Consider the following 23,517-nt stretch of genomic DNA (forward strand, 5'->3'; position numbering starts at 1 on the left):
AATTATCTTTATTAACAAAACAACCAAGTTATTAACAAATACGGGCTTTTCCCTTGTCATTACTTGCGTGGACAAGAAATCCGTATAAATTTGTATACCAGTTTAACAGAATGTTTAACCAACAATTAATTTAAAATTCAAATTATGAACAAAACAGATTTAATTGATGCAATGGCTGAAAACGCTGGAATTTCTAAAGCAGCAGCAAAAAAAGCATTAGAGTCTTTCCTTGAAAACGTAGAGAAATCTCTTAAAAAAGGAGACAGAGTATCACTAGTTGGATTTGGATCATGGTCTGTATCTAAAAGAGCAGCACGTGAAGGAAGAAACCCACAAACCGGAAAAACCATCAAAATTGCTGCTAAAAATGTAGTGAAGTTTAAAGCCGGAGCTGATTTACAAAAAGCTGTGAACTAATAATTTGCATTAGTAAATTTTTAAAGCCTTCTTTTCAGAAGGCTTTTTTTATTTAAAAAATTGGGAATAGTATTGCTTTATTTCTAAGAAATAATTAGTTTAGATTAAAAGACTGCTATAATGATCTCGCTAAAACCAACCAAGGGTCATCTTCTTGTTGCTGAACCATCTATTATAGGGGATGTCTCTTTTAATCGTTCTGTGGTTCTACTCGCTGACCATTCAGATAATGGATCGGTTGGATTTATCCTGAATAAAATCCTGGACTTTACTCTTAAAGACCTTATCCCTGAAATAAAGGGAAATTTCAAGATATATAATGGCGGACCTGTAGAACAGGACAATCTTTATTTTATTCATAAGATCCCAGACCTTATTCCAGACAGTATTGAGATTGCTAACGGCATCTACTGGGGAGGAAATTTTGAAGTGGTAATGGAACTGATCTCCAAAGATCTAATAGATGAAAAGCAGATAAAGTTCTTTCTCGGGTATTCCGGCTGGGATGCCAATCAGTTAGATGAGGAACTGAATTCCCATTCCTGGATAATTACCGCAAATGATGACGATACAGATTTACTGGAAAAACCTTATAGCTCTTTCTGGAAAGACAAAATGCTGGAGTTAGGTGGTGAATATATGCTTTGGTCTAATTCACCGGAAAACCCTACTTATAACTAGCCAAGCCGGGCCTTTACATTCAATTTACTTAAAAGCTCTTTAGCCGCCGCATTTCCGAATTCCTTTTTACGGTATTTGCTTACAGGCTGAATTCCTACAGCTACATTTGTTATGAAAAGCTCATCAGCCTTTTGGAGTTCAAAAGGAGATATTGATGTTTCCTCCAGCTTATAGTTATCCATTTTTTTCAGAATATTGATCAACTGTTTTCTAATAATGCCATTTAGAGCCCCATCGGTCAATGGAGGAGTTTTAATAATGTTCTCTTTTACCAGGAAAATATTACCGTTAAGGGCTTCAACCACACTTTTCTTTTCGTTAAGCAATAGGCAGTTATCATATCCATTCTCCCTGGCGAAAATACTTCCCAGTACATTTACCGCGCGGTTGTTTGATTTGATTGTAGATAAAAGGCCACTATTCACATAATGATCTTTAAAAAGTTCAATTTCATAAGGCTCCTCATTAAGCAGATAAAAAGGGCTATCCATTCCTTCAACGCTTAAAACGTAGCCTATATCCCTGGTTGCCGGAGTATAATACCCTCCATACTGGCGATATATAGCAAATCTTACACGGGCGGTAGCATCTGAAAGCCCGTTCGCCTCAGTGATCTCTTTAATCTCTTTTTCGAGAAATTCAGGAGAAAAAGTAGACGGAATTTCCATTCTCATAATTCTCATGGACGCCATAAGTCGGAAATAATGATCTTCCCAGAACATTATTTTTCCATTTACTACTCTTATGGTTTCAAATACAGAATCTCCATAGGCAAAACCACGATTTAATATTGAAATTTTAGCCTCTTCTTGATTTACTATTTCTCCGTTAAGATTGATCATAAAAAAACCCCGTTTAAAAACGGGGCAAAGGTAATATTATAATACGATTTTTAGGCCGATCCAAGGATCTGTTTAAGGTCACCTACCATATTTTCCCAAAGCATCTTCCCTTCATCGATCTCATCTTCTTCAGCAAAATCAGTAATCATTAAAGAGACATCCTTGGTGATATCATCTACCTGAATACGCAATTCAAAGAAATATGGAGTATCCTCGTCATCTACCCATTTAAATTTTATACGCTCGTCACTTTTCTTGCTAACGAGCTTAGCCTTTTCTTCACTACCTTCCCATATAAAAGTAAAAAATTCCCCCCGGGAATTCACATTATCGGCATACCATTCACTTAAACCTGAGGGAGTTGATATATATTGGAACAATAATGAAGGAGAAGCTTGAATAGGAAACTCCATTTCGTATTTTATCTTTTCTTCCATTTTTGATTAATTAGTTTCGGGCAATATAGATATTAATTGGAAAGATTAAAAGAAATCAAAATAAATATTTTAGAAAATAAAGTTTGTGCCAAATCAAATTGTTTTTATATTTGCACCCGCATTAGCGAAATCCTGAAAAGCCCTTTATGATAAGGCCTCGAGAGGATTTGGAAGTCTAAGAAAATCATACGGCGAGGTAGCTCAGTTGGTTAGAGCGTCGGATTCATAACCCGGAGGTCCCGAGTTCAAATCTCGGTCTCGCTACTAGTAAAATCAAGGCTTTCGATAAATCGAGAGCCTTTGTTTTTTTCATCTAGTACAGAATAAGTACAGAATGGTCATATTTCTTCGCATTAATTTAGTCTGACACCGTTTAATTTTATTTATACGCAAATTTAATTCCAGCTAGAAATATTATGCTAATATCAATGCACTGTATTTCTTCTTTAAAACTGCAACTGACTATATCAGGCATACGTTTGCCACCACCATAACCCTATCTAATGGGGGGTGCCTATTGAAACAGTTTCAAAGCTAATAGGACTTACTAAAGTATCAAATACGCAGATTTATGCCAGGGTTATTGAATCCAAAATATCTAGTGATATGGAATGTTTAAAAAAGAAATTAAAATAGAGAGGATTGACTTTGAAGTAGGTATAAAAATAGACCTAATCCTAAAAGGGACATTATTATACCAATTATAAGAATTAAATAATGAACAACTTTTAGTCTGGACATAGGATAAATTGAAGGGGCAAGTACGCTTTTTCTTATGGAGATGCTTGCCGTTATTCCAATAAGTCTTAGCAATTTAGATTCATTTAATATAAATGATTAAGTTAATGGTAAGATGTGTGCGTTATAGATTACTCACTATGGTCGCAATAAAAAAGCGATGCTTATGAGAAAAAAGTATTTTATTAAATTATGCAGATTCAGATCAAGTTCAACCCTTATTGGAAATGATTAATTCATTTCCTCAGTTTGATGATAAAATATAATATTATACCTAATCCCAAAAAAGCTAGAAATATCCCCCCTATTAGCATCTATTTATTTTTTTGGAAGGTATTGTTTATCATGGTGCTAAAAACACGAATCATCATAATTCACATAGATTTATGATTTTGTTTTATAGAATACTGGGCTTTATATAGGTTTTAGAAAAAATAAATTATCCTTACACCCCTACTCATTCTCACCTAATCATTTAATCTATATATGTGGAAAATTTAGATGGAGCGAATAGCACCATTTATATTTTTTCGATCCTAAATTTTTTATTCAGACATCTCCAAAGAATTCCTATAACCTACTCCCTTATCATTGTATGAGATTATAGTATTTTCTTCAATTAAATTTTCAATACAAGTCTTTTAAGTTGAGATTTATTAATTTGGCGGTTTTCTTAATTTCCTATCATATTTGATGAAAATTAGCGCTAAAAGAAAACTTATCAGATATCTGGATAACCTGGATCAACCTTTAAAGTTCAATCCCTTTGTTTTTAGCAGAACATTTATTCTCTGGGCTTTTTTGGGAATTGTAGGTGGTGTTATTTCGGGTTTATATTGGATGATACTTGAACTACTAACCCATGGCTTAGCCTTTTTCAGTGGCTGGCTGGTAATCCCAACCATGGCTATATGTGGATTACTAGCGGGACTGATCATTCATTTTATCGGAGATCCTGGAGAAATTCATCTAATAGTAAATAACATCAGATTCAATAAAGGAAAATTAGACCCGAGGAATAATCCGTCAATGATTCTATCATCTTTATTATGTGTCGCTTCAGGAGGTAGTCTTGGTCCCGAAGCACCACTGGTGCAGGTTACAGGGTCTACCGGGACATGGTTGGGAAAACTGTTAAGACTCAAGGGTGAAGAGCTACGGTCTTTAAGTATTGCTGGAATGGCTTCGGGATTTACAGCACTCTTTGGAGCACCTCTGGGAGGTAGCCTTTTTTCGCTGGAGATTCTGCATCATAGGTATTCTACCAAGTACTACCGGGCGCTAATACCTGCTTTTGTAGCGAGTTGTTTCAGCTATATTATTTTCGCGCTGATAATACATTTGGGGCTGGGTCCTGTATGGGATCTCCCGGCCTATGAAATGAATACCAAATTTGATTTCGCCTATGCAGTTCTGTTTGGAGTAGTAGCTACAGGAGCAGGATGGTTATTTATTTATATCACTAAACTTTTAAAAACTGTCTTTGAAAAGTTTAACGTGCCTATCTATTTTAAAACACTTATCGGAGGGATCGTCCTGGGAGTTATCGCCTTTTATTATCCCCTTACAAGATATTTTGGGCATCACAGCATTAACGATCTACTTACCAATTCCTTTACCATGGAATTTCTGTTTGTGATTCTGGTTCTAAAGATCATTGCGATAGCCGTAACGGTCACCTCGGGCTGGCGGGGTGGTTTCATCATCCCATTATTTTTTGTCGGGACCAGCCTGGGAATAATCATTCACCTGCTTTTTCCCTTTACAGACCTTTCCCTGGCAGTAGTAGCGTGTATGGCTGCGATTAATGTTTGTGTCACCAGAACACCAATGAGCACCACTATCTTGCTTGCCACACTTACAGGTTTCACTTATTTTATTCCAATTCTTTTTGCGAGCCTCACCGGGTATTTCCTGGCTCCAAAGATTCCTTTTATTAATTCCCAAATGGATTAGAACAATCTCCGAAAAGATCCCTATTCTAGAAAACAGGAAAGAAGTTTAAAAGCTTCAACGGTGGATGTTTGATAGCATATTCAATGAAAAATATGCTTTACAGACATTTATTTTCCATAGGTGAAATGATTTAAATAGTATTTGAAATATGGCTATAACAAGTTAGAATCTAAAATGGTATCACGATATTTACTTTATTAAAGTTGCCGCAAATAAATAATTCAAAATGTGCCCAAACGAAGAAAACTATTATATTCCAATCATAAATATGGAGGAGTTCCGGAAAGGACAGTTGGCTGGAAGGAAAGAAATCCTGTTCAACGAACTAAATGGAGAAAGGCATATTGAAAGACCCCATAAACATGATTTCTTTATCATCATTCTTTTTGAGAAGGCTCAAGGTGTACATAAAATAGATTCGACAGATTATCCAATTGGCAATCATGAGGTGCATATATTATTTCCCGGCCAGATGCACAGATGGGACATTAAAGATGGGAGTGTGGGTTATCAACTCATGGTAGAAAAATCCTTTTTCGAACATTTCGCACCTTATTTTAGATTTTCGTTTACCAATTATCAAAATCATCCGGTAATTCAACTATCCGAAAGTGCTTTTCAGTTACTACTCTATGAATTTAACGCGATAAAAGATGAACTGAGAAGAAAAAACTCGCTTACGCAATTAATAGTTAACCGTGCAGCTGTTATAGCCACAATAGTAAGCAGGGAAGCTGAAAATAACTTTACCGAATTCAAAGTGTACCAATCCAATCCCAGACTGGCAAAGTTCAATATGCTTATTGATGAATTTTTCAAGGATCAAAAACATGTTGGCTTTTATGCCAAAAAGCTGAATATCACTGCCAATTACCTGAGCATACTATGCAAAAAGCACCTAAAAGTATCTGCAACACACCTTATACAGTTACGGGTTTGTACAGAGGCCAAAAGGCTACTGCAAAGCACCACACTTTCTGTTAAAGAGATATCTGTTGAGCTGGGATTTGTAGACCATGCTTATTTTTCCAATTTTTTTAAAGGTAAAACAGGTATGTCACCTACCTCGTTTCGTGATAAGAGATAAATTTTACAAGTATTGACAGGGATATTACATCTCATTCACAGAGTGGTGAGATATCTTTGTTTATGATTAAAACGAAATCAGGTAACAATAAATGGAACACTCAACTATAACACGCAAAAATTTTCTTAAAAGTTCAACATTGGGTTTTGCAGGTTTAGGTCTGGTACCACAGTTAATAAACGCTCATCCAGATCATAAGCAATCAATTGAAAATAGCATGGAAACTACGGGAAATTACACCCTAAAAAATGTACGTTTGGAAACCGGTTTTGATTACGAAAATGGGGAGGTTATCGGGACGAAAACAGGATTATTTTCGGTACAGATAGAAAAGGGTAAAATAAAAAAAATCAACACAACCCAGAACCAGGCGAATGCTATTGATGTCAAAGGAATGCTAATGCTACCCTCCTTTAAGGACATGCATATTCATCTTGATAAAACTTTCTATGGAGAAAAATGGCAGGCCGTAAAAAGGAGAAGAGATGGTGTAAAAGGAATGATTGCATTGGAACAGGAAATGTTACCTGAGATGCTGAAAAATTCTACTTCTAAAGCAGAAAAAATTATAGAACTGTTGCAGTCCCAGGGTACGTCATTTGCCCGGAGCCACGTTAACATCGAACCGACTTCCAAACTTAAATCCCTTGAAAACTTACAAAAAGCGCTTGAAAACAAGAAAGAGGGTTTTGATACCGAGTTGGTTGCTTTTCCGCAGCATGGTATATTTTATACCGATTCGGTTCCATATATGAAAGAAGCAGCCCAAACTGACATCGATTTTATAGGTGGATTAGACCCATATACTATTGATGGGGCTATTGAGAAAACAATGGATTTTACAGTACAATTGGCTTTAGACTATCATAAAGGCATAGATATCCATTTACATGAAACTGGCGAATCGGGATTAAAAACCGTTGAGTACCTCATTGATAAAGTTAATGAAAATCCTGTATTAAAAGGAAAAACTTATTTAAGCCACTGCTTTGTTTTGGGTAGACTGGACAGTAAGACGCAGGAAGAAATTGCGGAAAAGCTTGGTAATGCCCAAATAGGTGTGATCTCCACTATTCCTTTTGGCGGTTTGATTATGCCCATCCCCACCTTAACTCAACATGGAGTAAAAGTCATGACCGGTAACGATAGTATTGTTGATCATTGGAACACCTTTGGAACCGGCAGCGTGTTGTACAAGACAAATCTTGCAGCCCAACTGTATGGAAAGGTAACCGAATTTGACTTGTCCAGGATGCTTAAGCTTGCTACAGCTGGACCAATACCTTTGGATGATAAAGGAACACAACAATGGCCAAAAGCAGGAGATGATGCTAATGTAGTGCTGGTAAAGGCCAGTTGCTCGGCTGAAGTAGTTTCCCGGATGTCTCCTGTAGAGTCGTTAATCTATAAAGGAAATATAATTTTTTAATGAATTATGTACGAAGGTAACCTTGATTTAGATAAGCTCTAACTTAAAATACTTTTCATTACATTATTAGTTATCCTGTCGCATCTAATAAAGCCAAATTCAAAAATGTCTTTTGTATTTGATAAGTTATACAAAATATCTTTGAGCATTTCTTTAGACCTGTGTAACCTTATTTTCACATTAGCAAGACTAATATCTAAAGATATTGCTATTTCCTTTAGACTCATTTCTTCCACTTCTTTCATTATATAAACCGTTCGATATTTTAATTCCAAATGGTCAATAGCATTTTCGAGGAGTTGTTTGGCTTCTTTTTGTGCCATTTTTTCTTGCGGATTAAATTGTTTGTGATCTGGAAGTTCCAATACAAAATCACTGTCGCTGTTCTTGTTGTAATTATTAAGGTGTAGTATTTTACCTTTCTTTTTCAATTCCGCCAATGCTTCGTTGATGGCGATGCGAATAAGCCAGGTTGAAAACTGTGATTTCATTTTAAATTGATGCAGCTTCGTATAGGCTTTAATATAACTGTTCTGCATCACATCTTCAATTTCGGCTTCCGATTTAAGGTACCCCCTAATAATTCGATACAATTTTTGATTGTTACGCCTTACTAAAATTTCATACAGTTCTTTCTCGCCAGCTAAAATCCGCTTTATAACAGTTTCATCTTTTAGTTTATGGTTTTCATTACCGTTGATATTTATAGCTTCCATACGATCTTCCGTTTTCTTTTTTAGATGCTGAAACTGAAAAAAAGATACAGATTTATGTATCCTTTTTTAAATATGGCTATCAAAAGAATGTAACAAATTTATATATAACTAAAATTATAAGTTTATGAACCCTAACTTACAATTAGTAAAAAAACTTTTGAAATATACGTTTGGGCTTGTCCCAATCGTTGCGGGATTAGACAAGTTTACCAATCTTTTAACCAATTGGAGTCTATATTTATCAGAAGGACTTACAGGGATATTACCTTTTGAGCCATCTACCTTTATGATGATAGTTGGAATAATTGAAATTGCAGCCGGAGTTTTAGTTTTAACGAAAACGAAAATTGGAGCTTATATTGTCTCTGCCTGGCTGGTTGCCATTGCCCTAACGCTCATTTTCAGTTGGAACTATGTTGATATTGCTATAAGGGACCTGGTAATGGCTATTGCCGCTTTTTCCCTGGCAAAACTTTCAGAGTTGGACGCGAATAAAGTATAACGGCCGTGAAATTATTAGTAAAAATAATAACTAAAACGTGACTGAATATTAATTCCGAGAATCTCATATAAGACCAAAACAAAAAGGGATATTAATACCATAATCACATTTACAAAACTACAAGCTACTCACCCAATATGTAATGATATTCCATATTGGGTGAGTTATTTTATAACCTGTTGGCGGTAGTATTATTTCTGGATTTCTCTATGTGTAAATGTATCTAAGTTTTTCCCATCTTTTTGGAAGGATATTATTCTGCAGGACTTGTCTGCTGGATTTGGAACTATTGAAACTTCATCAATTGAAACAATTTTTTCAATTATTTCATAACATATTTCACCCATATACGCGTATCCAGGTATATGATCACAATTTTCTATTTTTCTTTGACATATGGAACATTTTGAATTGGCAACTGTACATCCTCTACTTGCAAAAAGCATTTTTGGAAAAAGTAATTTTTCATAACCATATAATCTTGCAGCGTATCCTTCTAAATAATCCCCATTAAATGGATGATTTCGCATAGCCGAAGATATTTGACTTTGGGCATCAATTAATGCTTGCCAAGCTAAATCAGGAGAATCATCTTTTAGATTAATTATCAATCGCAATTCATTAATTAATGCTTTTGCTGTTAACTCTAGACATAATATCAAATTAGCTTTTTTATTCTCCGATTTTTGAGCTGCTTTTTCTTTTTCCGCCAATATTTTCTTCAGAAAATCTTCGAGAATATCAATATGTTCTTGTTGGATTTCTTGTGCCCTAACATATACTGCGTTCGATTGAGCTTCTAACGCTATTTTATTGAAGTTATTTATAAATTCTTCAATCTCTGGAAAAGGATTATTCATTTTTCATAGACTTAACAATTTTTGGAACCTCCTTTAAGCCTTCGACGCTTCCTTCATAGTTAAGACTTTTATATTCTTCATTCTTTTTAGTTTCAACGATTAGTTCTAATTTGACCTTTTTCTCACCAAAGGATCCTTTAAAATAGTCAGATATATAATCAGATAATACATTTATCCCAACCGAAAGAATGTTTGAATTTTCTTGTAATAGTGTAAATCCCACAAAAATCAAGGGTGCATAAAAATCTATGGACTTTCTCTGCCTTAATTGAAGGCTTCCATTTGTTAATACCTCAATGTTGACATTCTTTTGTTTGAGATATTTATTAACTGAAGTAGTGGATTCTGTGAAAATTAAATCAGTTTTCTTGTCAGCAGTTTCAATGTTTTCAGGAAGAATACAAAAATCAGCATCTAATTTAAGATCTAATTCCGTTAGACGTTTGTCTAAATTTAAAAATTCGGAGACTTTGTTATTTGACATTTTATATTATTTAATATTACCGCCAACGGTCTCGGTTATCGCCAGTTGGCGGAGTAGGGAACGCGGATTTGTCTGCTTAGTATTGGTTTATTGGTCAAGTTAATTATTTTCTTTCTAACCCTGCCGGCTATTGGCGATTAACCGTCTTAAGTTTAATTTCTCTAAATTTCACAAAAATACTTTAAGTATATTTTCCCTAATTCTTTATTGAAATTTTGTTTTAATGATGTCTCTAAACAGTTTTTAATATGAATGTTTTCTGAAAGGTGCCCTAATATTATAGGTGATTTGTTTTCAAGTAACCATTTAACTTCAAATTGTTCTGCGCAATCGGATAAAAGATAGTTATAATATGGGCTTAATTCTCTTACCCTTTTTATTATGGGATGTTCTGAATAGTTAAAATATTTAAGTTTATAAATAACAGTAACAAGATTATTTAATCTTTCGGCAATACGATAATCTATTCCTGTATATGGACTCACATGTTTAAATAATAAATAAGATCCACTATTTTTAAGCGAGTTATAAGTATTTAAGTATTCTTCAAAAAATTCCTCTTTTGACCTAATAAGATCATTTATGATTGCCTCTTCAAAAATTTCGGAATTAAAACGTGAAATGAGATGTGAACATATTTTTTCACAAAAGTTCTCCTTTCTTTTTTCAGATATTACTTTAGGTAAAATTGAAAACAAATTGTAGGAGGGTTTCTCTAAGGCAAGATTTTCTATTGATTCTATTAAATCAATATTCTCTTCTGAGAATTTAAAATCTTTTTCGTTTAGAGTTACCAAACAATTTGTAACTATATAACTATCTGTATGTTTCTGATCAATTATTAATTCTATAAAATTTAATATATCCGTTATAGAAAAACTGTTTGGTTTTCTAAGTATTGGATGCGTTATCGCAAAGGTTGTATTAACATCAACATCTGTCTTTAAAATAAAGTTCCCTACTTTTTTTAAAAAATCATACTCTTCGATTTTCACCTCAAAATATGCGAGTATATAACAAATGTTCTTGAAATAATTTTCAGTTTTTCTTCTTAAATCTGGATTACTGGTTCTGTTATCAATAAAATTAATTTCTGAGGCTAGGAAATCTAAATTGTCCTCAGAGAAAAAGCTTTTTATTGTTTTCTCTAAATATTTACTTTCTGTATCATATTTAATGTCTGATATATTATACCGCTGCAACCATTTGATCAAATTGCCTGGATCACACTGAGTTATAATAACTCTTATCATGAAATCATTAAATTTATGAAGGTGATTATAATATGAATCTTTCATCGAATAGGAAATGATGAAACTTTCAATAACCTTATGTGTAATCTTCTTATATTCAGAATATGTATCTAATGCATAGTAATTTCCTTCAATAAAATTCACATATTCTCCATACTTGCAGTAAAGCTTGTGAATGAGGGTATCTGTATGATTTGGAACTCTTCTTTTTTTATATTCGATTATGTCAGAATATAAATCATCTATTGAATTCTGATAATCATTAGTCAATGAACCGTCGCTTAATGCCCTTAAAATTTCCTCCTTTTCATGCGATATAGGTAGATCACTTATAACATTATCTAAATTTGGATATTGATCATCCCAAACTCGCCAGGCTATCAATCTTAGATTAGATTTGGAAAAAAAAGTTGCTATAGGTTTTTTAGCTTTAATTGAGTTTTTAGAAATTGTTTGAAGCAATTTTTTAGCTTGCTCATATTTGCCAATATGAATAAGAGAATAGGCGCGATTTAGTGAAGGCCAAAATTCGTTATTTTCAATTTCTCTTTGGATGAATTCATTTACTCCATGAAAATTAAGTGTATGTAATAAGGTCTCTAGACTATTATAATCAGTTTTCTCTTTTTTGTATATGTCTATTGTCTCATTAGAGTTTAAGTTGTCTAAACTGATTATTAGGTTTTCATTTAATCTATTTACTATATAATGGCATTTGTATCGAATGTGTTCTGTATTAGGAAATTTATTAGGATCTATAATTTCAACTGATTTTTCAATTTCTATGTTTTTAAAAAAATCAATTATCTCAGAATTATTGGTTTTTAGTTCAAATTGATTGTAAAAGGTATTTGTATTTATGCTCTCTTTAAATGAAATTTTATCAACCAAGCGCCAAGAAGTAATTCTCCTGAAATCGTCGAAATAATTTAGGCAGGTATAAAGCTTATCAACTATATGAAAATCTTCAACCTCCTTAAAAAGTTTGGCGTTTTTTAACTCAAAAGTTTTCTTATTTTCCTCTTTAAATTTTTGTTCTACTTCTGCAATAAATTTTTGTCTTTTGTAATCTTCAGTATCTAGAATACCCTTTTCGATAATTCTATTTATTTCCTCATCATTGAAGTCTAAAAACTCAGAAAAAGTTTTATTCCGGGTTAAACTAAAAATATAATATTCCTTCGAAGTTTTTTTATCCTCCCTCACTCTTAAGTTGTTGTGGATATCTTGTGAGGTAAAAAAATATCTTCTTTTTTCTCCTTGCTTATCGTTAGTATGAAGAATTGCGAAGAAATTGGTTCTAAGACCATCTTCGTCAAATACATATTGTTTCGCAATTTTTACTTCATTATACCCTTCAAAGAATTTTGCTTGAACAACACCCGTTTCTTTAAACTCTCGAAACTTTTTGATATTTCCAAAACGTAACTCAACTATAAAATCTGTGCCATCAATATCAACACTTCTTTTACTAACATAGAACTTCTCGCTTAAAATTTGGTTGGTTCTAGATTCTCCAATATTACCGTTAAAACTTTGTTTATCTTGAGAAGTCATTTTTAAACTAATTCCTTTTGAAGGCTTGCATACAACGGTTTCGCTTATCGCAAGTGTGCGGAATATAGCACACGGAGTTGTCGGCTTATTGTTTTGTTCTTTGGAGTTCTAAGTTATCGATTTTACGAATACCGCATATTTGCGATGAATCGGTGTTATCTCTAGCCTTTAACTATTTGCTTTTTTAATATCTAAAACTAACTGCTGTAATTTTTTATTTATTTCTGAATCTTCAACTGAAAATCCATTTCTAACGAGCTTTTCGGCCACCTTAAGTTTATCAATTTTTCTAACTGTTTTTGCAGTTTTTTGAATGGCATTTTCAATTTCTTTTCTTAATTCCTTACCGTCGATTCCTGTAAGCTTACCATTTTTATTTTTTTGGATTTTTTGAAATAAGTCATTGCTTAATTTTATTGAAGGTTTATAACTTGGTTTTGCATCTAAGTCAATAAATTGACATCTATCCCCGAAATCAGATTTATCAATTTGTATATTTTTAATCTTATGGGAATCTTTTACAGCTCTTTCAAAATCATCAAAAGGAATATAATTTTCAATTTCCCGTAATCTTGTTAACCAGAAAAATGCATTATTTTCTTCAAAAACTCCCTTTAATTTTTTCTTCTTTTTATTGTAAGGTTCGGTTGCTTTGGATCTGTCACTATCCATTATGAGCGCGTAATTTTGGTTAAGGGATTCAATAAAATCTAAACTAAAATCACCGTTTTTCTCCAAGAAATGTTTATAAGAACTTCCACCATAGAACATAATGCTATAATCTTCCTCCTCAACCAAATTTTCATCTAACTTTTTAATTAAATAGTTTAGATAGATTTTATCGCTAGGTCCTTCAACCCATAATAAATAGTTTGTTTGAAATAAGTCATTAGGTTTATAACCTAATTCTTTTAAAACATCAACCTTTTCTGTCTTAATATCAGAGAAGTTGATCTGGGTTTTACCATTATTTTTAGATACGATAAAAATTGAATTCTGAGGAGAATTAATAAATATTGAAGAATGAGTTGAAATAAAATATGTGTGCTCAGAAAATAAGCTCATTGCTCTAAAAAGCAATCTTTGCCATTTGGGATGTAAGTGGGTTTCAGGCTCTTCAATAAAAATTATATGACGTTCTTTCCTATTAAGGAATATTGGGAATAATATGATAATTAATGTTTGAAGTCCATCTCCTAACCTATAAATTGGGAATTGTGAATCTTCTCCAATTTTAATATGCAAAACATCATCGTTATACTTGGGAATTAAGTTGATTTTGTCTTTAAAGACATTTTCGCTTAGAAAACTCTCAAATTCTTTTATCTCATTTCTTTCATTTTCATCACCTAATAATAAACTTTTTACATTTTCATAAATTGAAAGACCGGAAAATACGTTACCATTAGGAGTTGAATTTTGAAAATAATCGTGTCTGGTTCTTTTAGAATAAATATCATCTTTAGAGAAATTCATTTCTTCTTTAGCAATAGGTCTAAGCCCTCTTAAGATAGGTATGTAAATTCGTTTTACTTTTTCATTTTCAATTCCTAGGCTTTCTAATATGGCAGTTAAATTATTTTTTTGCGAACTTATATTCGACAAATTTCTAACTAAAAGATGACGCTTACCTTCAAATACTACTTCGAATTGATTTTGTTCTAAATTTTTAATCAAATGATGTAGTATAGTAATTTGATCAAGGGAATTCTGATTTCCATCAATATCATTAAGTGCTTTCTCAAATTCTTGTCGATGAATGTACTTAATACTATGACCATCTAAAACTTTAATAACGTGGAAAATATCTCTAATTATCTTAACTGAATTTTTAAAGATTGATTCATCAATTTCATAGATGAATTTAATGTGATTGGATCCTGAAAATACTGTTCTTAAAAATCTACTTTTACCGGTGTTATTTGCTCCCACTATTGTATTTAGCTGATTTAAATTTGTTATCAACCCTAATTCATTTGGGATATCATAAACGGCTTTTAAAGATTCACTTATTTTTATTCCTTGGAGCATAATCTTCTTTAAAGGTTAGAGATAACTAGTTATATCTTTTGCAATATAACTCTTTAACCTAAAATATTTGAAAGAAAGAAATGAGGAAAATTGTTGACGAAAAACGAATATAAAATTTCGTGAGGAGGAAAATTATTTCTCGACTTCCTGAATAGGAAAAGTAAAATCAAATAATTCCTTTGGATGAATTTCGAGACCTTTTGCTAATTCAATAATTGTGGATAGGGTAATATTTCTTTTCCCTTTCTCAATTTTGTTAAGATCTGCATAATCCAAATCACATTTATGAGATAAAGATCTAAAGCTTAATTTTTTTCTATGCCTAATCTTTCCAAAATTAACTCCAAAATGTTTTAAAAAGTCTTCTTTATGTTTTCTACTATGCATTGCAGCCCTATCTACAACTAAGTTGACCAAAAAATTTACAAAAATTGTTGGTATATATTACCACAATAAAAAATTATTTATATATTTGAGTTAGAATTATATTTTTGCGAAACTTCTTTAAGTAAAATATTAGAAGCATTTCGCTTTGAGTCTCGGTTCGAAAACTGGTAATTTTTAAACACACGAGATGATAAGCATAATGCTCACGACCCGGGCGTGGGCTTGCTTATTGTGTGTGGGTATACCAGTACCTCGAACCAGTAAGTTGAGTATCCACGCCTTTTTTATGCGTTAACTTTTCTCCTCAAAGCCTTTGTTTCTTCAGCATAAGAACTCGCATTTAGTTACCAAATTTTTTCATCATAACAGGCCAAAGTGGCCAGCACTTTATTAAGTGTATTCGTTAATTCTGTTTGCGGGAACAGGAAAACCTCATAAACAATCCCGTGGGTTGTTATTACCCCCTATGGTAATAGCAGTTGGGTGGGAAGTCTGTTGTTCCTAAAAAGAAATGCAGACGGGCAAATTCAACTTAAGGTCAGGTGGCTTTAAGTTAGAGTACGGTGATTTTTTTGCGCCAAATTTTAAGTGATTGTTTTAGCCAATTAAAAAAATGCATATGGAAAAAAGAAAAGTGAACACTCGTTTTGACGGGTAAAAGCAAAAAAGCCTTCCCCTAAGATTGGCGTCTGGCGGGGAAGGCCTAAGCTTTAATAAAACAAATGTTTCATTTCAAACTACACAAAATTATGAAAAATTTTTACAGGCGGGGCATGCTTATAATCATGTTCCTTCTAGCCATGGGCCTATTGGTTATTTTAGCTATAAACCAGGCCAATGCAGCTCCCCTCTCCCCTCCTATTTATTTTAACCAACAGGAAATTGCTGGTAGCGTAACAAATACCAGTGGAGAAGCTTTACTGGGAGTTACGGTACTAGTAAAGAACAGGCAATATGGCACCACAACCGATGCTAATGGTACTTACACCATCAATGCTACCACCCGGGATACCTTGGTGTTTTCTTTCATCGGTTATAAAACTCAGGAGATTGCATTAAAGGGACGTCAGGGATTAGACATCGTAATGGAGGAAGATATAGCCTCCCTTAATGAAGTTGAGATCAATGCAGGTTATTATAGTGTTACTGAACGTGAAAGAACCGGAAATATCTCCAGAGTCACGGCTGAGGAGATTGAGAATCAACCGGTAGTAAGTCCGTTACAGGCCCTCCAGGGAAGAATGGCCGGGGTGGAAATAACCACCAATGCTGCATCGCCAGGGGCAGCCTCTACCATACGTATAAGGGGTGTTAATAGCTTACGGGACGAAGGGAATTTTCCTCTTTATATAATTGATGGTGTTCCTGTTAACTCCATCCCATTGGAAAGTACCAGTCTTCTGGGTAATGTTGGTATTGACCCCTTAAACAACCTGGATATTAATAATATTGAGAGCATAGAGGTTCTAAAGGATGCAGATGCCACGGCGATCTATGGTTCCCGGGGAGCGAATGGCGTCGTTTTAATCACAACTAAAAAGGGCCAAAAGGCAGGAACCGGACTGGAAGCCGGATTCTATTACGGAGCCGCCACAGTACAAAATCGTCTGGATTTATTAAATACTCAGGAATATATTGATGTAAGACGCCGAGCTCTTGAAAATGATAGCGTAGAACCAACAGAAAGGAATGCTTATGATCTATTGGTCTGGGACCAGGATCAATATACCGACTGGCAGAAGTTCCTATTTGGTGGAACCGCTGAAACCGCTAATGCCAATATCGCCTTTTCCGGGGGAAGTGATCGGACTTCGTTTCGATTAGGGGGATCCTATTTTACACAGGGAACCATTTTCCCCGGGGATTATGATTACAGAAAAGTCACCGGAAATTTAAATCTGAACCATACCTCTAAGGATAACAAGTTTCAATTAAATCTTGCGGTTAACTATGGTGTGGACAGAAATAACCTGGTCGGCAATGTGGATTTCAATGCCAGCACCATTTATCTTGCTCCTAACGCACCAAAAATCTTTAAAGAAGATGGCAGTCTGAACTGGGAAGACTGGGGAGGAGCGGGTTTAAAAAATCCATTGGAGGGTTATTTTAATAATACCACTACCCAAACCGATAACTTGATTTCAAACATTGGTCTGTCTTATGAAATTATAACCGGCCTGCGGTTAAAATCCAGTATGGGTTATACTTACTATAATTCCAGTGAATTACGTGAACAACCCAGGCGCTCCTATGATCCTTCTGAATCCATAACTAATAAAGCCACTCATTTAAAGGCTGATAGACGGTCCTGGATTGTGGAACCACAAATTCTATACAATCAGTCTTTCGGTAAATTAAATCTGGAAGCTTTAGCAGGTGCAACCTTTCAGGAGAATAATAGTATTCGCGAAAGTTTCCTGAGTGATGGATACGCCTCTGAAGCACTTATCGGAAATATAGGTGCTGCGGAGAAGATTATCAATGCTAAGCGCGATAATACGGATTATCGGTATGCAGCGCTATTTTCAAGGTTAGGATTTAATTGGGATCGAAAATATTATCTGAATCTTACAGGTAGAAGGGACGGTTCATCAAGGTTCGGTCCGAACAACCGTTTCGCTAATTTCGGGGCTATTGGTACTGCATGGATATTTTCAGAAGAACCATTCATTAAAAATAATCTTCCATTCCTGTCTTTTGGAAAACTACGAGGTAGTTATGGTACTACAGGTAATGATCAAATTGGAGATTATGGATATCTGGACGCCTATGAGGCTACCAGGGGCCCGGGCGGACTCTATCCAACAGGTCTGGCAAACCCTGACTATTCCTGGGAAATCAATAAGAAATTGGAAGCAGGTATGGAATTAGGCTTTGTGCAGGATCGTTTTCGGTTAAGTCTAAGCAGGTATCAGAATCGCTCCTCCAACCAGCTGGTAGGATATCCCCTGCCCTACTTAACCGGTTTCACCACCGTTCAGGCTAATTTACCGGCAACAGTCGAGAATTCAGGTTGGGAGATCACGTTCAATAGTATAAACATCAACACTGATAAATTCAAATGGGATACCTCCTTTAATCTGAGTATTCCCGAAAATGAACTGGTAAGTTATCCGGATATAGAACAGTCATCTTATGCAAATACCTACAGGGTAGGTCAACCGTTGAACATCTCATTATTATATGAATACACAGGTCTGGATCCTGAAACGGGTTTCTATACCATCCGTGACGTAAATGAAGATGGCCGGTTTGATTACCAGGATAGGATAGTCATTCAGGACAGAAATCGAAATTTTTTTGGAGGCCTTAATAACAACCTTACTTATAGAACAATTTCCCTCCAGTTTCTTTGGGAATTTGTAAAACAGCAGGGATTTTCTAGCGGTTTCTCTGCGGGTAATATAGGTAATTCAAGTGATGCAATTCTAAGTTCTTTAGATGGTGAGGGGCCTTATCAACAACTCTCTCAGTCCGTAGCGGCCAGCAGAGCTTATAATTATGTACTTAGTACCAACTTCCCTATTCATGACGCCTCCTATTTAAGACTGAAGACACTTTCTCTGGCGTACCAGCTTCCTTTAAAGTTTACAAATTCCATAGGTGCAAAAAATTGGAAGCTATATGTGAGGGGGCAGAATTTACTCACCCTTACCGATTATGAAGGACTGGATCCGGAAAATCCTTATTCAGTCGCTATCGGTAACCTGAGAACTCTGACAGGTGGGATGCACATTAACTTTTAAATACAATCAAAATGAAATTCAATTATAAAATATCATATAGCATATGGCTAATTCTTCCATTACTTTTCATCTCTTGTGAAGATTTCGTGGAAGTAGAAGCACCTGATAACAAATTGGTAAGCGACGTAGTATTTAATAATGATGCTACCGCGGAAAGTGCCATGACCGGAATTTATAATCAGCTGTTTTTGGCAGATTTTTCCAGTGGGCAAAGAACAAGCGTAACATTCCTTTCCGGTTTATCAGCCGATAATTTTCAGAATATCCGTAGTTCTAATATTACCCGGATGGAGTTCGAGCAGCACGAAATAACTCCTGATAATCCCGGAAACCTCGATATCTGGGCCAGCGCCTACAATATTATTTACCTGACGAATTCCTTATTAGAAGGGCTGAATAACTCTGAGCAGCTCAGCTCCGAATTAAAAACGCAACTTGAAGGTGAGGCACGATTCATAAGGGCATTTTCGTATTTCTACCTGGTGAATCTTTATGGGGATGTACCGCTAATCGTATCCACTAATTATCATGATAATCAATTAGCCTCAAGGACATCTTCTGCAGAAGTCTACGAGCAAATTATAAGTGACCTCGAAATAGCATTGGATTCACTGAGTTCCGAGTACAAAAATGGCGAAAGAACTACCGTTAACAAATTTGCAGCGGCATCACTATTGGCACGCGTTCACTTATATCTGGAAGACTGGGGGGCGGCTGAAAGACTGAGTAGTGAGGTAATTGATCAAAATGAAACCTATGAAATTTTGGAAGATTTAGACCAGGTATTCCTTGCAAACAGTAAGGAAGCAATTTGGCAAATCTCTCCTCTGGGAGGAGGTGGCCAGATCACCAATACTAATGAAGGAAGTCTTTTTATCATAGATCCCATCTTTTCCTTTTTCGCAGTTATTAAAATGGAGGAAGGATTTGTTGAACAATTTGACCAGGAAGACCAAAGACTATCGAACTGGATAGGCTACAACGAAGAATTGGATGCCTATTTTCCTTTCAAATATAAGGTCTGGAGTAGTAATGAGTTACCCATACTCGAATACTCCATGGTTTTACGACTGGCAGAACAGTATTTGATTCGCTCTGAAGCAAGGGCCAAACAGGGAGATCTCATTGGTGCTATTGAGGATCTGGATGTTATAAGAATAAGAGCAGGAATCGCATCTGTTGAGGAGAGTAATCCTGGAATTGGTGAGGAAGCATTACTGGATTTGATAATGAAAGAACGGCAGAAAGAGTTATTTGCCGAATGGAGTCACCGCTGGCTGGATTTGAAAAGAACCGATAGAGCGAATGACGTGTTTGGAAGCAATCCAATGTGGGACCCCACCGATATATTATACCCTATACCTTCCCAGGAAAGAGAGAAAAACCTTAACCTAAGTCAAAATCCTGGTTATTAATAAAATCGATATGATGAATTTCAAACTATATATTTTCCTATTCCTAATCATTTCAGGAGTAGGCCATGTAAAAAGTCAGAATCAAAAGCTTATACAGCAGTATGATACCATTCCTTTAAATCCCGAAGTACGTTATGGAAAACTGGATAATGGATTTACTTATTATTTACTCAAAAATGATAATCCGGAAAACAAGATTCATATGAGACTTGTTGTGAAGGCGGGTAGAATGCATGAAGATAAAGACCAACTGGAATATGCCCATCTTTTAGAACATTTGGTGGCTGGAAGTACTAAACATTTCCCAGTTGTAAATGATTTTATAAGTAGTGTTGGAGGGTATAAAAATGCTAATATAGGGTCTCGTTTTACCAGATATTACGCGAAAATACCTGCAGATGATAGACAAGGTCTCAAACAGGGCTTACAGTTACTTAGAGACTGGGCCCAGGGAAATAAATACCAACCTGATCAAATAGAGGTACAACGTGCAGCGGTAGAGGGAGAATTCAGGAATTCTAACCCTCATCGGCAGTGGGTTGGAAAAAAAATAGAAATTGAAACCCTGAAAAACTTATCCTATATAATATATGATGATAAAAAACACATTGATAATCTTAGAAATTTTAACTCTAAAGCTTTTGCGAGGTTTTATAAAGACTGGTACCGGCCTGACCTGGAAGCAGCGATAATTGTTGGAAATATAAACCCTGATACTATTGAGGCTGAAATCAAACAACTCTTCTCTGATCTGAAAATTCCTGAAAAAAAGAAAGATGCCAATGCCAGAGTTCTTAATCATACGATTAAGCTTATTGGAGAGAATTTCTTTACAACAGTAAACGATAGTACTAGTGATGAATTAGCTCTGAACATAATTCACACCGCACCGAATTTTGCACAGGCTCCCAATAGCACCAAAGATTATAAAAATATGCTGGTGCAACAGCTCTACAATTTAATGATCGAGGAAAAAGAAGACCAACTGAAACAGCAGTTTAATCCCCCTTTTGAAAATTTCGTGACAAACCACGGGGTAAATCAATTACCAGACTGGCAGTTAAAGGGATTTTTAATGAACCTTAATTTGGATTCAGATAATATAGAGCAGCAGAAATCAGAATTTCAAAGAGGCTTGATAGCCTGGAAAAGAATGCAAACCGGATTTGATGAAAATGAGTTAGAAGCGGCCAAAGAAATTCTTATACAAGAATACCATGATGAAAGCCATTTGAATTCTTCCTCCCTAGCAAAAGAGTTAGAGATGCATTTCCTTTATGGTAAAGCAGCTCCTAATCCTGAGATAAAAGTAAATATTATATCAACCATTCTTGCTGACATTGATCTTAATGATATTCAGGATTATTTGCAGCGATATGAAAATCTGGGCGATAACGTTCATTATATATTCTTTAAAGGCAGAGGCGTGAATGTCCCTAACGAAAAGGTATTAAAACAATGGATCCAAGAAGTGGATACCATGTCTTTAAAGCCAATTATCGAAAAGAAACCCCTTCACTCACTTGCCGATTTTGTAAAAATTCCAATTTCAAAAGAAAAGAAAGTCATCAGGGAAACTGAAAATATGATTGGCGTTACTACCATTGAAATGGCTAATGGTTTAAAGTTAATTCTTAAACCCACAAAGCCACGTAAGAAAATGTTTGAGAACCAGGTTTCCATTCAGGCTTTTCGCCCTAACAGTGTTCCTCTTGAAAATCGACGAGAATACCTTTCTGCCAAAATAGTGCCTGAATTAGTGCAATATACTGGCGCTGGCCCCTTTAATAAGTTTGAGTTGGATCGGTTTAAGAAAGAAAAGGGTATGGAGCTTCGATTTCGTACTACGACTGACAATCAAATGATCTATGGTGAAACAAAACTTGAGGAGTTACCGGAATTTTTTAACCTGCTCTATCTTTATTTAGATCAGCCCCGCAAGGATCAGGAAGGATTTGAAGCCTGGAAAGCTATAAAAAAGGAAGAACTGGAAGGAAAGGCAATAAAAGGATCAGAAAATTTTATCACTGAAAAGATTGAATATGTTTGGTATCCAGAGTTACCCCACTTAAAAATGGAAGATCTTAACACAATGAATATGGACGGTCTCTTACAGTCATTCAAAAAATGGAATTCGGGGATTGAAGATTTCACGTTAATTGTAACCGGTGATTTTGACAAAAACGAAATAACGCCATTATTAGTTAACACTTTATCCGCATTTCCAGTGGTAAACGATAAAAATAAGATTGTCACCACAAAGCAGAATTTAAAATTTCCCTTACAAAAGATGGAGCATAGTCTTGAATATAAAAATGTAAATCAGGTGTATACCGACATATATTTTCCGGTAAAAGTTCCTAAAGACCTAAAGACAGAAATTGTACTTCAGCTTTTGAATGATGCACTCTATAAAGAGGTTTATAAAAGATTACGCAATGGATGTTATTCTCCTAAAGCAACAGGAGAATGGCTGGATTATAAAAATGGAATTTTTGCCTTTCACATACAATTTGACAGTGCCCTGGGAAATGAAGATCGTATGCGGGAATATGCGATGGAGGCATTTAGAGCTGTAAAGGAAAAGCGATTTGATGGGGAATGGTTAAAAGCAACAGCTTCCAATGAACTAAGAGCTTTTGAAAGGAAGTTTGAAAGTTTTGGTTATTTTAATTTATGGCCGGATTATTTGCAATCGAATCTGGAAAAAGGAAAGGATCCGGAATTTAATATCCTTACAACAGGAACATTACTTGAACATTTTATAGACTCGAAAGATTTAAATACTGCCGCTAAAAAATATCTAATAGAGGATTACAAACAGGTGTTCCTGGGATATCCTGAAGATTATGAAATCAATTAAAAAAAGTCTTATCACTCCTGATTTCCAACTTTGTAGGCTTTCATATTAATAAAAATATCACCTCGGGCTTACGCCTGAGGTGATATCTGATTTAATCCAGAGCTCAAATTTGAAGA

General features: G+C 34.9%; 17 protein-coding genes, 1 tRNA gene and 1 pseudogene. 11 read left to right on the top strand and 8 right to left on the bottom strand.

Annotated elements, in window-relative coordinates:
* Positions 1-144 precede the first annotated feature (144 nt).
* Entirely contained in the window at positions 145-417 is a 273-nt protein-coding gene (locus NE848_RS12885; protein ID WP_006990442.1) for an HU family DNA-binding protein, read from the top strand.
* Positions 418-537: 120 nt separating this feature from the next.
* Positions 538-1,098 (top strand): YqgE/AlgH family protein, encoded by a 561-nt coding sequence (locus NE848_RS12890; RefSeq protein WP_252114228.1) that lies wholly within the window; start codon positions 538-540, stop codon positions 1,096-1,098.
* Here the strand turns inward: NE848_RS12890 and NE848_RS12895 are convergent.
* Together NE848_RS12895 and NE848_RS12900 are read right to left on the bottom strand one after the other, a co-directional pair.
* Positions 1,095-1,940, bottom strand: a complete 846-nt coding sequence (locus NE848_RS12895) for an aminotransferase class IV (protein ID WP_252114230.1) — start codon at positions 1,938-1,940, stop codon at positions 1,095-1,097. The genes NE848_RS12890 and NE848_RS12895 overlap by 4 nt on opposite strands.
* Before the next feature lie 50 nt (positions 1,941-1,990).
* Entirely contained in the window at positions 1,991-2,377 is a 387-nt protein-coding gene (locus tag NE848_RS12900) for an START-like domain-containing protein (RefSeq protein WP_131395160.1), read from the bottom strand.
* Positions 2,378-2,567: 190 nt separating this feature from the next.
* On the opposite strand from NE848_RS12900, the gene NE848_RS12905 reads away from it, so the two are divergent.
* The 5 genes and pseudogenes from NE848_RS12905 (at position 2,568) to NE848_RS12925 (ending at position 7,587) form a co-directional block, all read left to right on the top strand.
* A tRNA-Met gene (locus tag NE848_RS12905) sits at positions 2,568-2,641 on the top strand.
* A 205-nt stretch (positions 2,642-2,846) separates the two neighbouring features.
* Positions 2,847-3,013 (top strand): annotated as a pseudogene (locus NE848_RS12910) (site-specific integrase); the annotation flags it as partial.
* Positions 3,014-3,808: 795 nt separating this feature from the next.
* Positions 3,809-5,071: a chloride channel protein gene (locus NE848_RS12915; protein ID WP_252114232.1), complete on the top strand. Its 1,263-nt coding sequence runs from the start codon at positions 3,809-3,811 to the stop codon at positions 5,069-5,071.
* A 226-nt stretch (positions 5,072-5,297) separates the two neighbouring features.
* Positions 5,298-6,158: a helix-turn-helix domain-containing protein gene (locus NE848_RS12920; RefSeq protein ID WP_252114234.1), complete on the top strand. Its 861-nt coding sequence runs from the start codon at positions 5,298-5,300 to the stop codon at positions 6,156-6,158.
* Between the two features lie 217 nt (positions 6,159-6,375).
* On the top strand, positions 6,376-7,587 hold the full coding sequence (locus tag NE848_RS12925) for an amidohydrolase (protein WP_423748006.1): 1,212 nt from the start codon (positions 6,376-6,378) through the stop codon (positions 7,585-7,587).
* Between the two features lie 38 nt (positions 7,588-7,625).
* On the opposite strand, the gene NE848_RS12930 is transcribed toward NE848_RS12925, so the two are convergent.
* Positions 7,626-8,303, bottom strand: coding sequence for an RNA polymerase sigma factor (locus NE848_RS12930; RefSeq protein ID WP_252114238.1), 678 nt, complete (start codon positions 8,301-8,303; stop codon positions 7,626-7,628).
* A gap of 124 nt (positions 8,304-8,427) precedes the next feature.
* Here NE848_RS12930 and NE848_RS12935 point away from each other — a divergent pair, with 124 nt between their 5' ends.
* On the top strand, positions 8,428-8,805 hold the full coding sequence (locus NE848_RS12935; RefSeq protein WP_252114240.1) for a hypothetical protein: 378 nt from the start codon (positions 8,428-8,430) through the stop codon (positions 8,803-8,805).
* Positions 8,806-8,996: 191 nt separating this feature from the next.
* Here the strand turns inward: NE848_RS12935 and NE848_RS12940 are convergent, their stop codons facing one another.
* From NE848_RS12940 to NE848_RS12960, 5 genes are all read right to left on the bottom strand, one after another.
* A complete protein-coding gene (locus tag NE848_RS12940) occupies positions 8,997-9,665 on the bottom strand; it encodes a hypothetical protein (protein ID WP_252114242.1) in 669 nt (222 codons plus the stop codon).
* The gene (locus NE848_RS12945) at positions 9,658-10,149 is read right to left on the bottom strand and encodes a hypothetical protein (protein ID WP_252114244.1); all 492 of its coding nucleotides are present in this window, start codon (positions 10,147-10,149) and stop codon (positions 9,658-9,660) included. The genes NE848_RS12940 and NE848_RS12945 overlap by 8 nt, the downstream gene beginning before the upstream one ends.
* 161 nt (positions 10,150-10,310) lie before the next feature.
* Positions 10,311-12,959, bottom strand: coding sequence for a hypothetical protein (locus NE848_RS12950; protein ID WP_252114246.1), 2,649 nt, complete (start codon positions 12,957-12,959; stop codon positions 10,311-10,313).
* Positions 12,960-13,127: 168 nt separating this feature from the next.
* Positions 13,128-14,990 carry an AAA family ATPase gene (locus NE848_RS12955; protein ID WP_252114248.1) on the bottom strand — a complete coding sequence of 621 codons (1,863 nt, stop codon included), beginning with the start codon at positions 14,988-14,990 and terminating at the stop codon, positions 13,128-13,130.
* A 132-nt stretch (positions 14,991-15,122) separates the two neighbouring features.
* The gene (locus NE848_RS12960) at positions 15,123-15,407 is read right to left on the bottom strand and encodes a helix-turn-helix domain-containing protein (RefSeq protein WP_252114250.1); all 285 of its coding nucleotides are present in this window, start codon (positions 15,405-15,407) and stop codon (positions 15,123-15,125) included.
* 719 nt (positions 15,408-16,126) lie between these two features.
* Between NE848_RS12960 and NE848_RS12965 the strand changes: the two genes are divergently transcribed.
* The 3 genes from NE848_RS12965 to NE848_RS12975 are packed head-to-tail and all read left to right on the top strand — an operon-like array spanning position 16,127 to position 23,401.
* A complete protein-coding gene (locus NE848_RS12965; protein WP_252114252.1) occupies positions 16,127-19,123 on the top strand; it encodes a SusC/RagA family TonB-linked outer membrane protein in 2,997 nt (998 codons plus the stop codon).
* 11 nt (positions 19,124-19,134) lie between these two features.
* Positions 19,135-20,538, top strand: coding sequence for a RagB/SusD family nutrient uptake outer membrane protein (locus NE848_RS12970; RefSeq protein WP_252114254.1), 1,404 nt, complete (start codon positions 19,135-19,137; stop codon positions 20,536-20,538).
* Positions 20,539-20,551: 13 nt separating this feature from the next.
* Positions 20,552-23,401 carry a M16 family metallopeptidase gene (locus NE848_RS12975; RefSeq protein WP_252114256.1) on the top strand — a complete coding sequence of 950 codons (2,850 nt, stop codon included), beginning with the start codon at positions 20,552-20,554 and terminating at the stop codon, positions 23,399-23,401.
* The last annotated feature ends 116 nt before the right edge of the window (positions 23,402-23,517 follow it).

It is taken from the genome of Gramella jeungdoensis (assembly GCF_023805255.1).
Classification (GTDB): Bacteria; Bacteroidota; Bacteroidia; order Flavobacteriales; family Flavobacteriaceae; genus Christiangramia; species Christiangramia jeungdoensis.

Coding starts and splice junctions, on each gene's coding strand:
- NE848_RS12950 (WP_252114246.1), bottom strand. CDS start 12,959: ATGACTTCTCAAGATAAACAAAGTTTTAACGGTAATATTGGAGAATCT.
- NE848_RS12970 (WP_252114254.1), top strand. CDS start 19,135: ATGAAATTCAATTATAAAATATCATATAGCATATGGCTAATTCTTCCA.
- NE848_RS12940 (WP_252114242.1), bottom strand. CDS start 9,665: ATGAATAATCCTTTTCCAGAGATTGAAGAATTTATAAATAACTTCAAT.
- NE848_RS12900 (WP_131395160.1), bottom strand. CDS start 2,377: ATGGAAGAAAAGATAAAATACGAAATGGAGTTTCCTATTCAAGCTTCT.
- NE848_RS12925 (WP_423748006.1), top strand. CDS start 6,376: ATGGAAACTACGGGAAATTACACCCTAAAAAATGTACGTTTGGAAACC.
- NE848_RS12920 (WP_252114234.1), top strand. CDS start 5,298: ATGTGCCCAAACGAAGAAAACTATTATATTCCAATCATAAATATGGAG.
- NE848_RS12930 (WP_252114238.1), bottom strand. CDS start 8,303: ATGGAAGCTATAAATATCAACGGTAATGAAAACCATAAACTAAAAGAT.
- NE848_RS12890 (WP_252114228.1), top strand. CDS start 538: ATGATCTCGCTAAAACCAACCAAGGGTCATCTTCTTGTTGCTGAACCA.
- NE848_RS12895 (WP_252114230.1), bottom strand. CDS start 1,940: ATGATCAATCTTAACGGAGAAATAGTAAATCAAGAAGAGGCTAAAATT.
- NE848_RS12965 (WP_252114252.1), top strand. CDS start 16,127: ATGAAAAATTTTTACAGGCGGGGCATGCTTATAATCATGTTCCTTCTA.
- NE848_RS12945 (WP_252114244.1), bottom strand. CDS start 10,149: ATGTCAAATAACAAAGTCTCCGAATTTTTAAATTTAGACAAACGTCTA.
- NE848_RS12915 (WP_252114232.1), top strand. CDS start 3,809: ATGAAAATTAGCGCTAAAAGAAAACTTATCAGATATCTGGATAACCTG.
- NE848_RS12955 (WP_252114248.1), bottom strand. CDS start 14,990: ATGCTCCAAGGAATAAAAATAAGTGAATCTTTAAAAGCCGTTTATGAT.
- NE848_RS12935 (WP_252114240.1), top strand. CDS start 8,428: ATGAACCCTAACTTACAATTAGTAAAAAAACTTTTGAAATATACGTTT.
- NE848_RS12975 (WP_252114256.1), top strand. CDS start 20,552: ATGAATTTCAAACTATATATTTTCCTATTCCTAATCATTTCAGGAGTA.
- NE848_RS12885 (WP_006990442.1), top strand. CDS start 145: ATGAACAAAACAGATTTAATTGATGCAATGGCTGAAAACGCTGGAATT.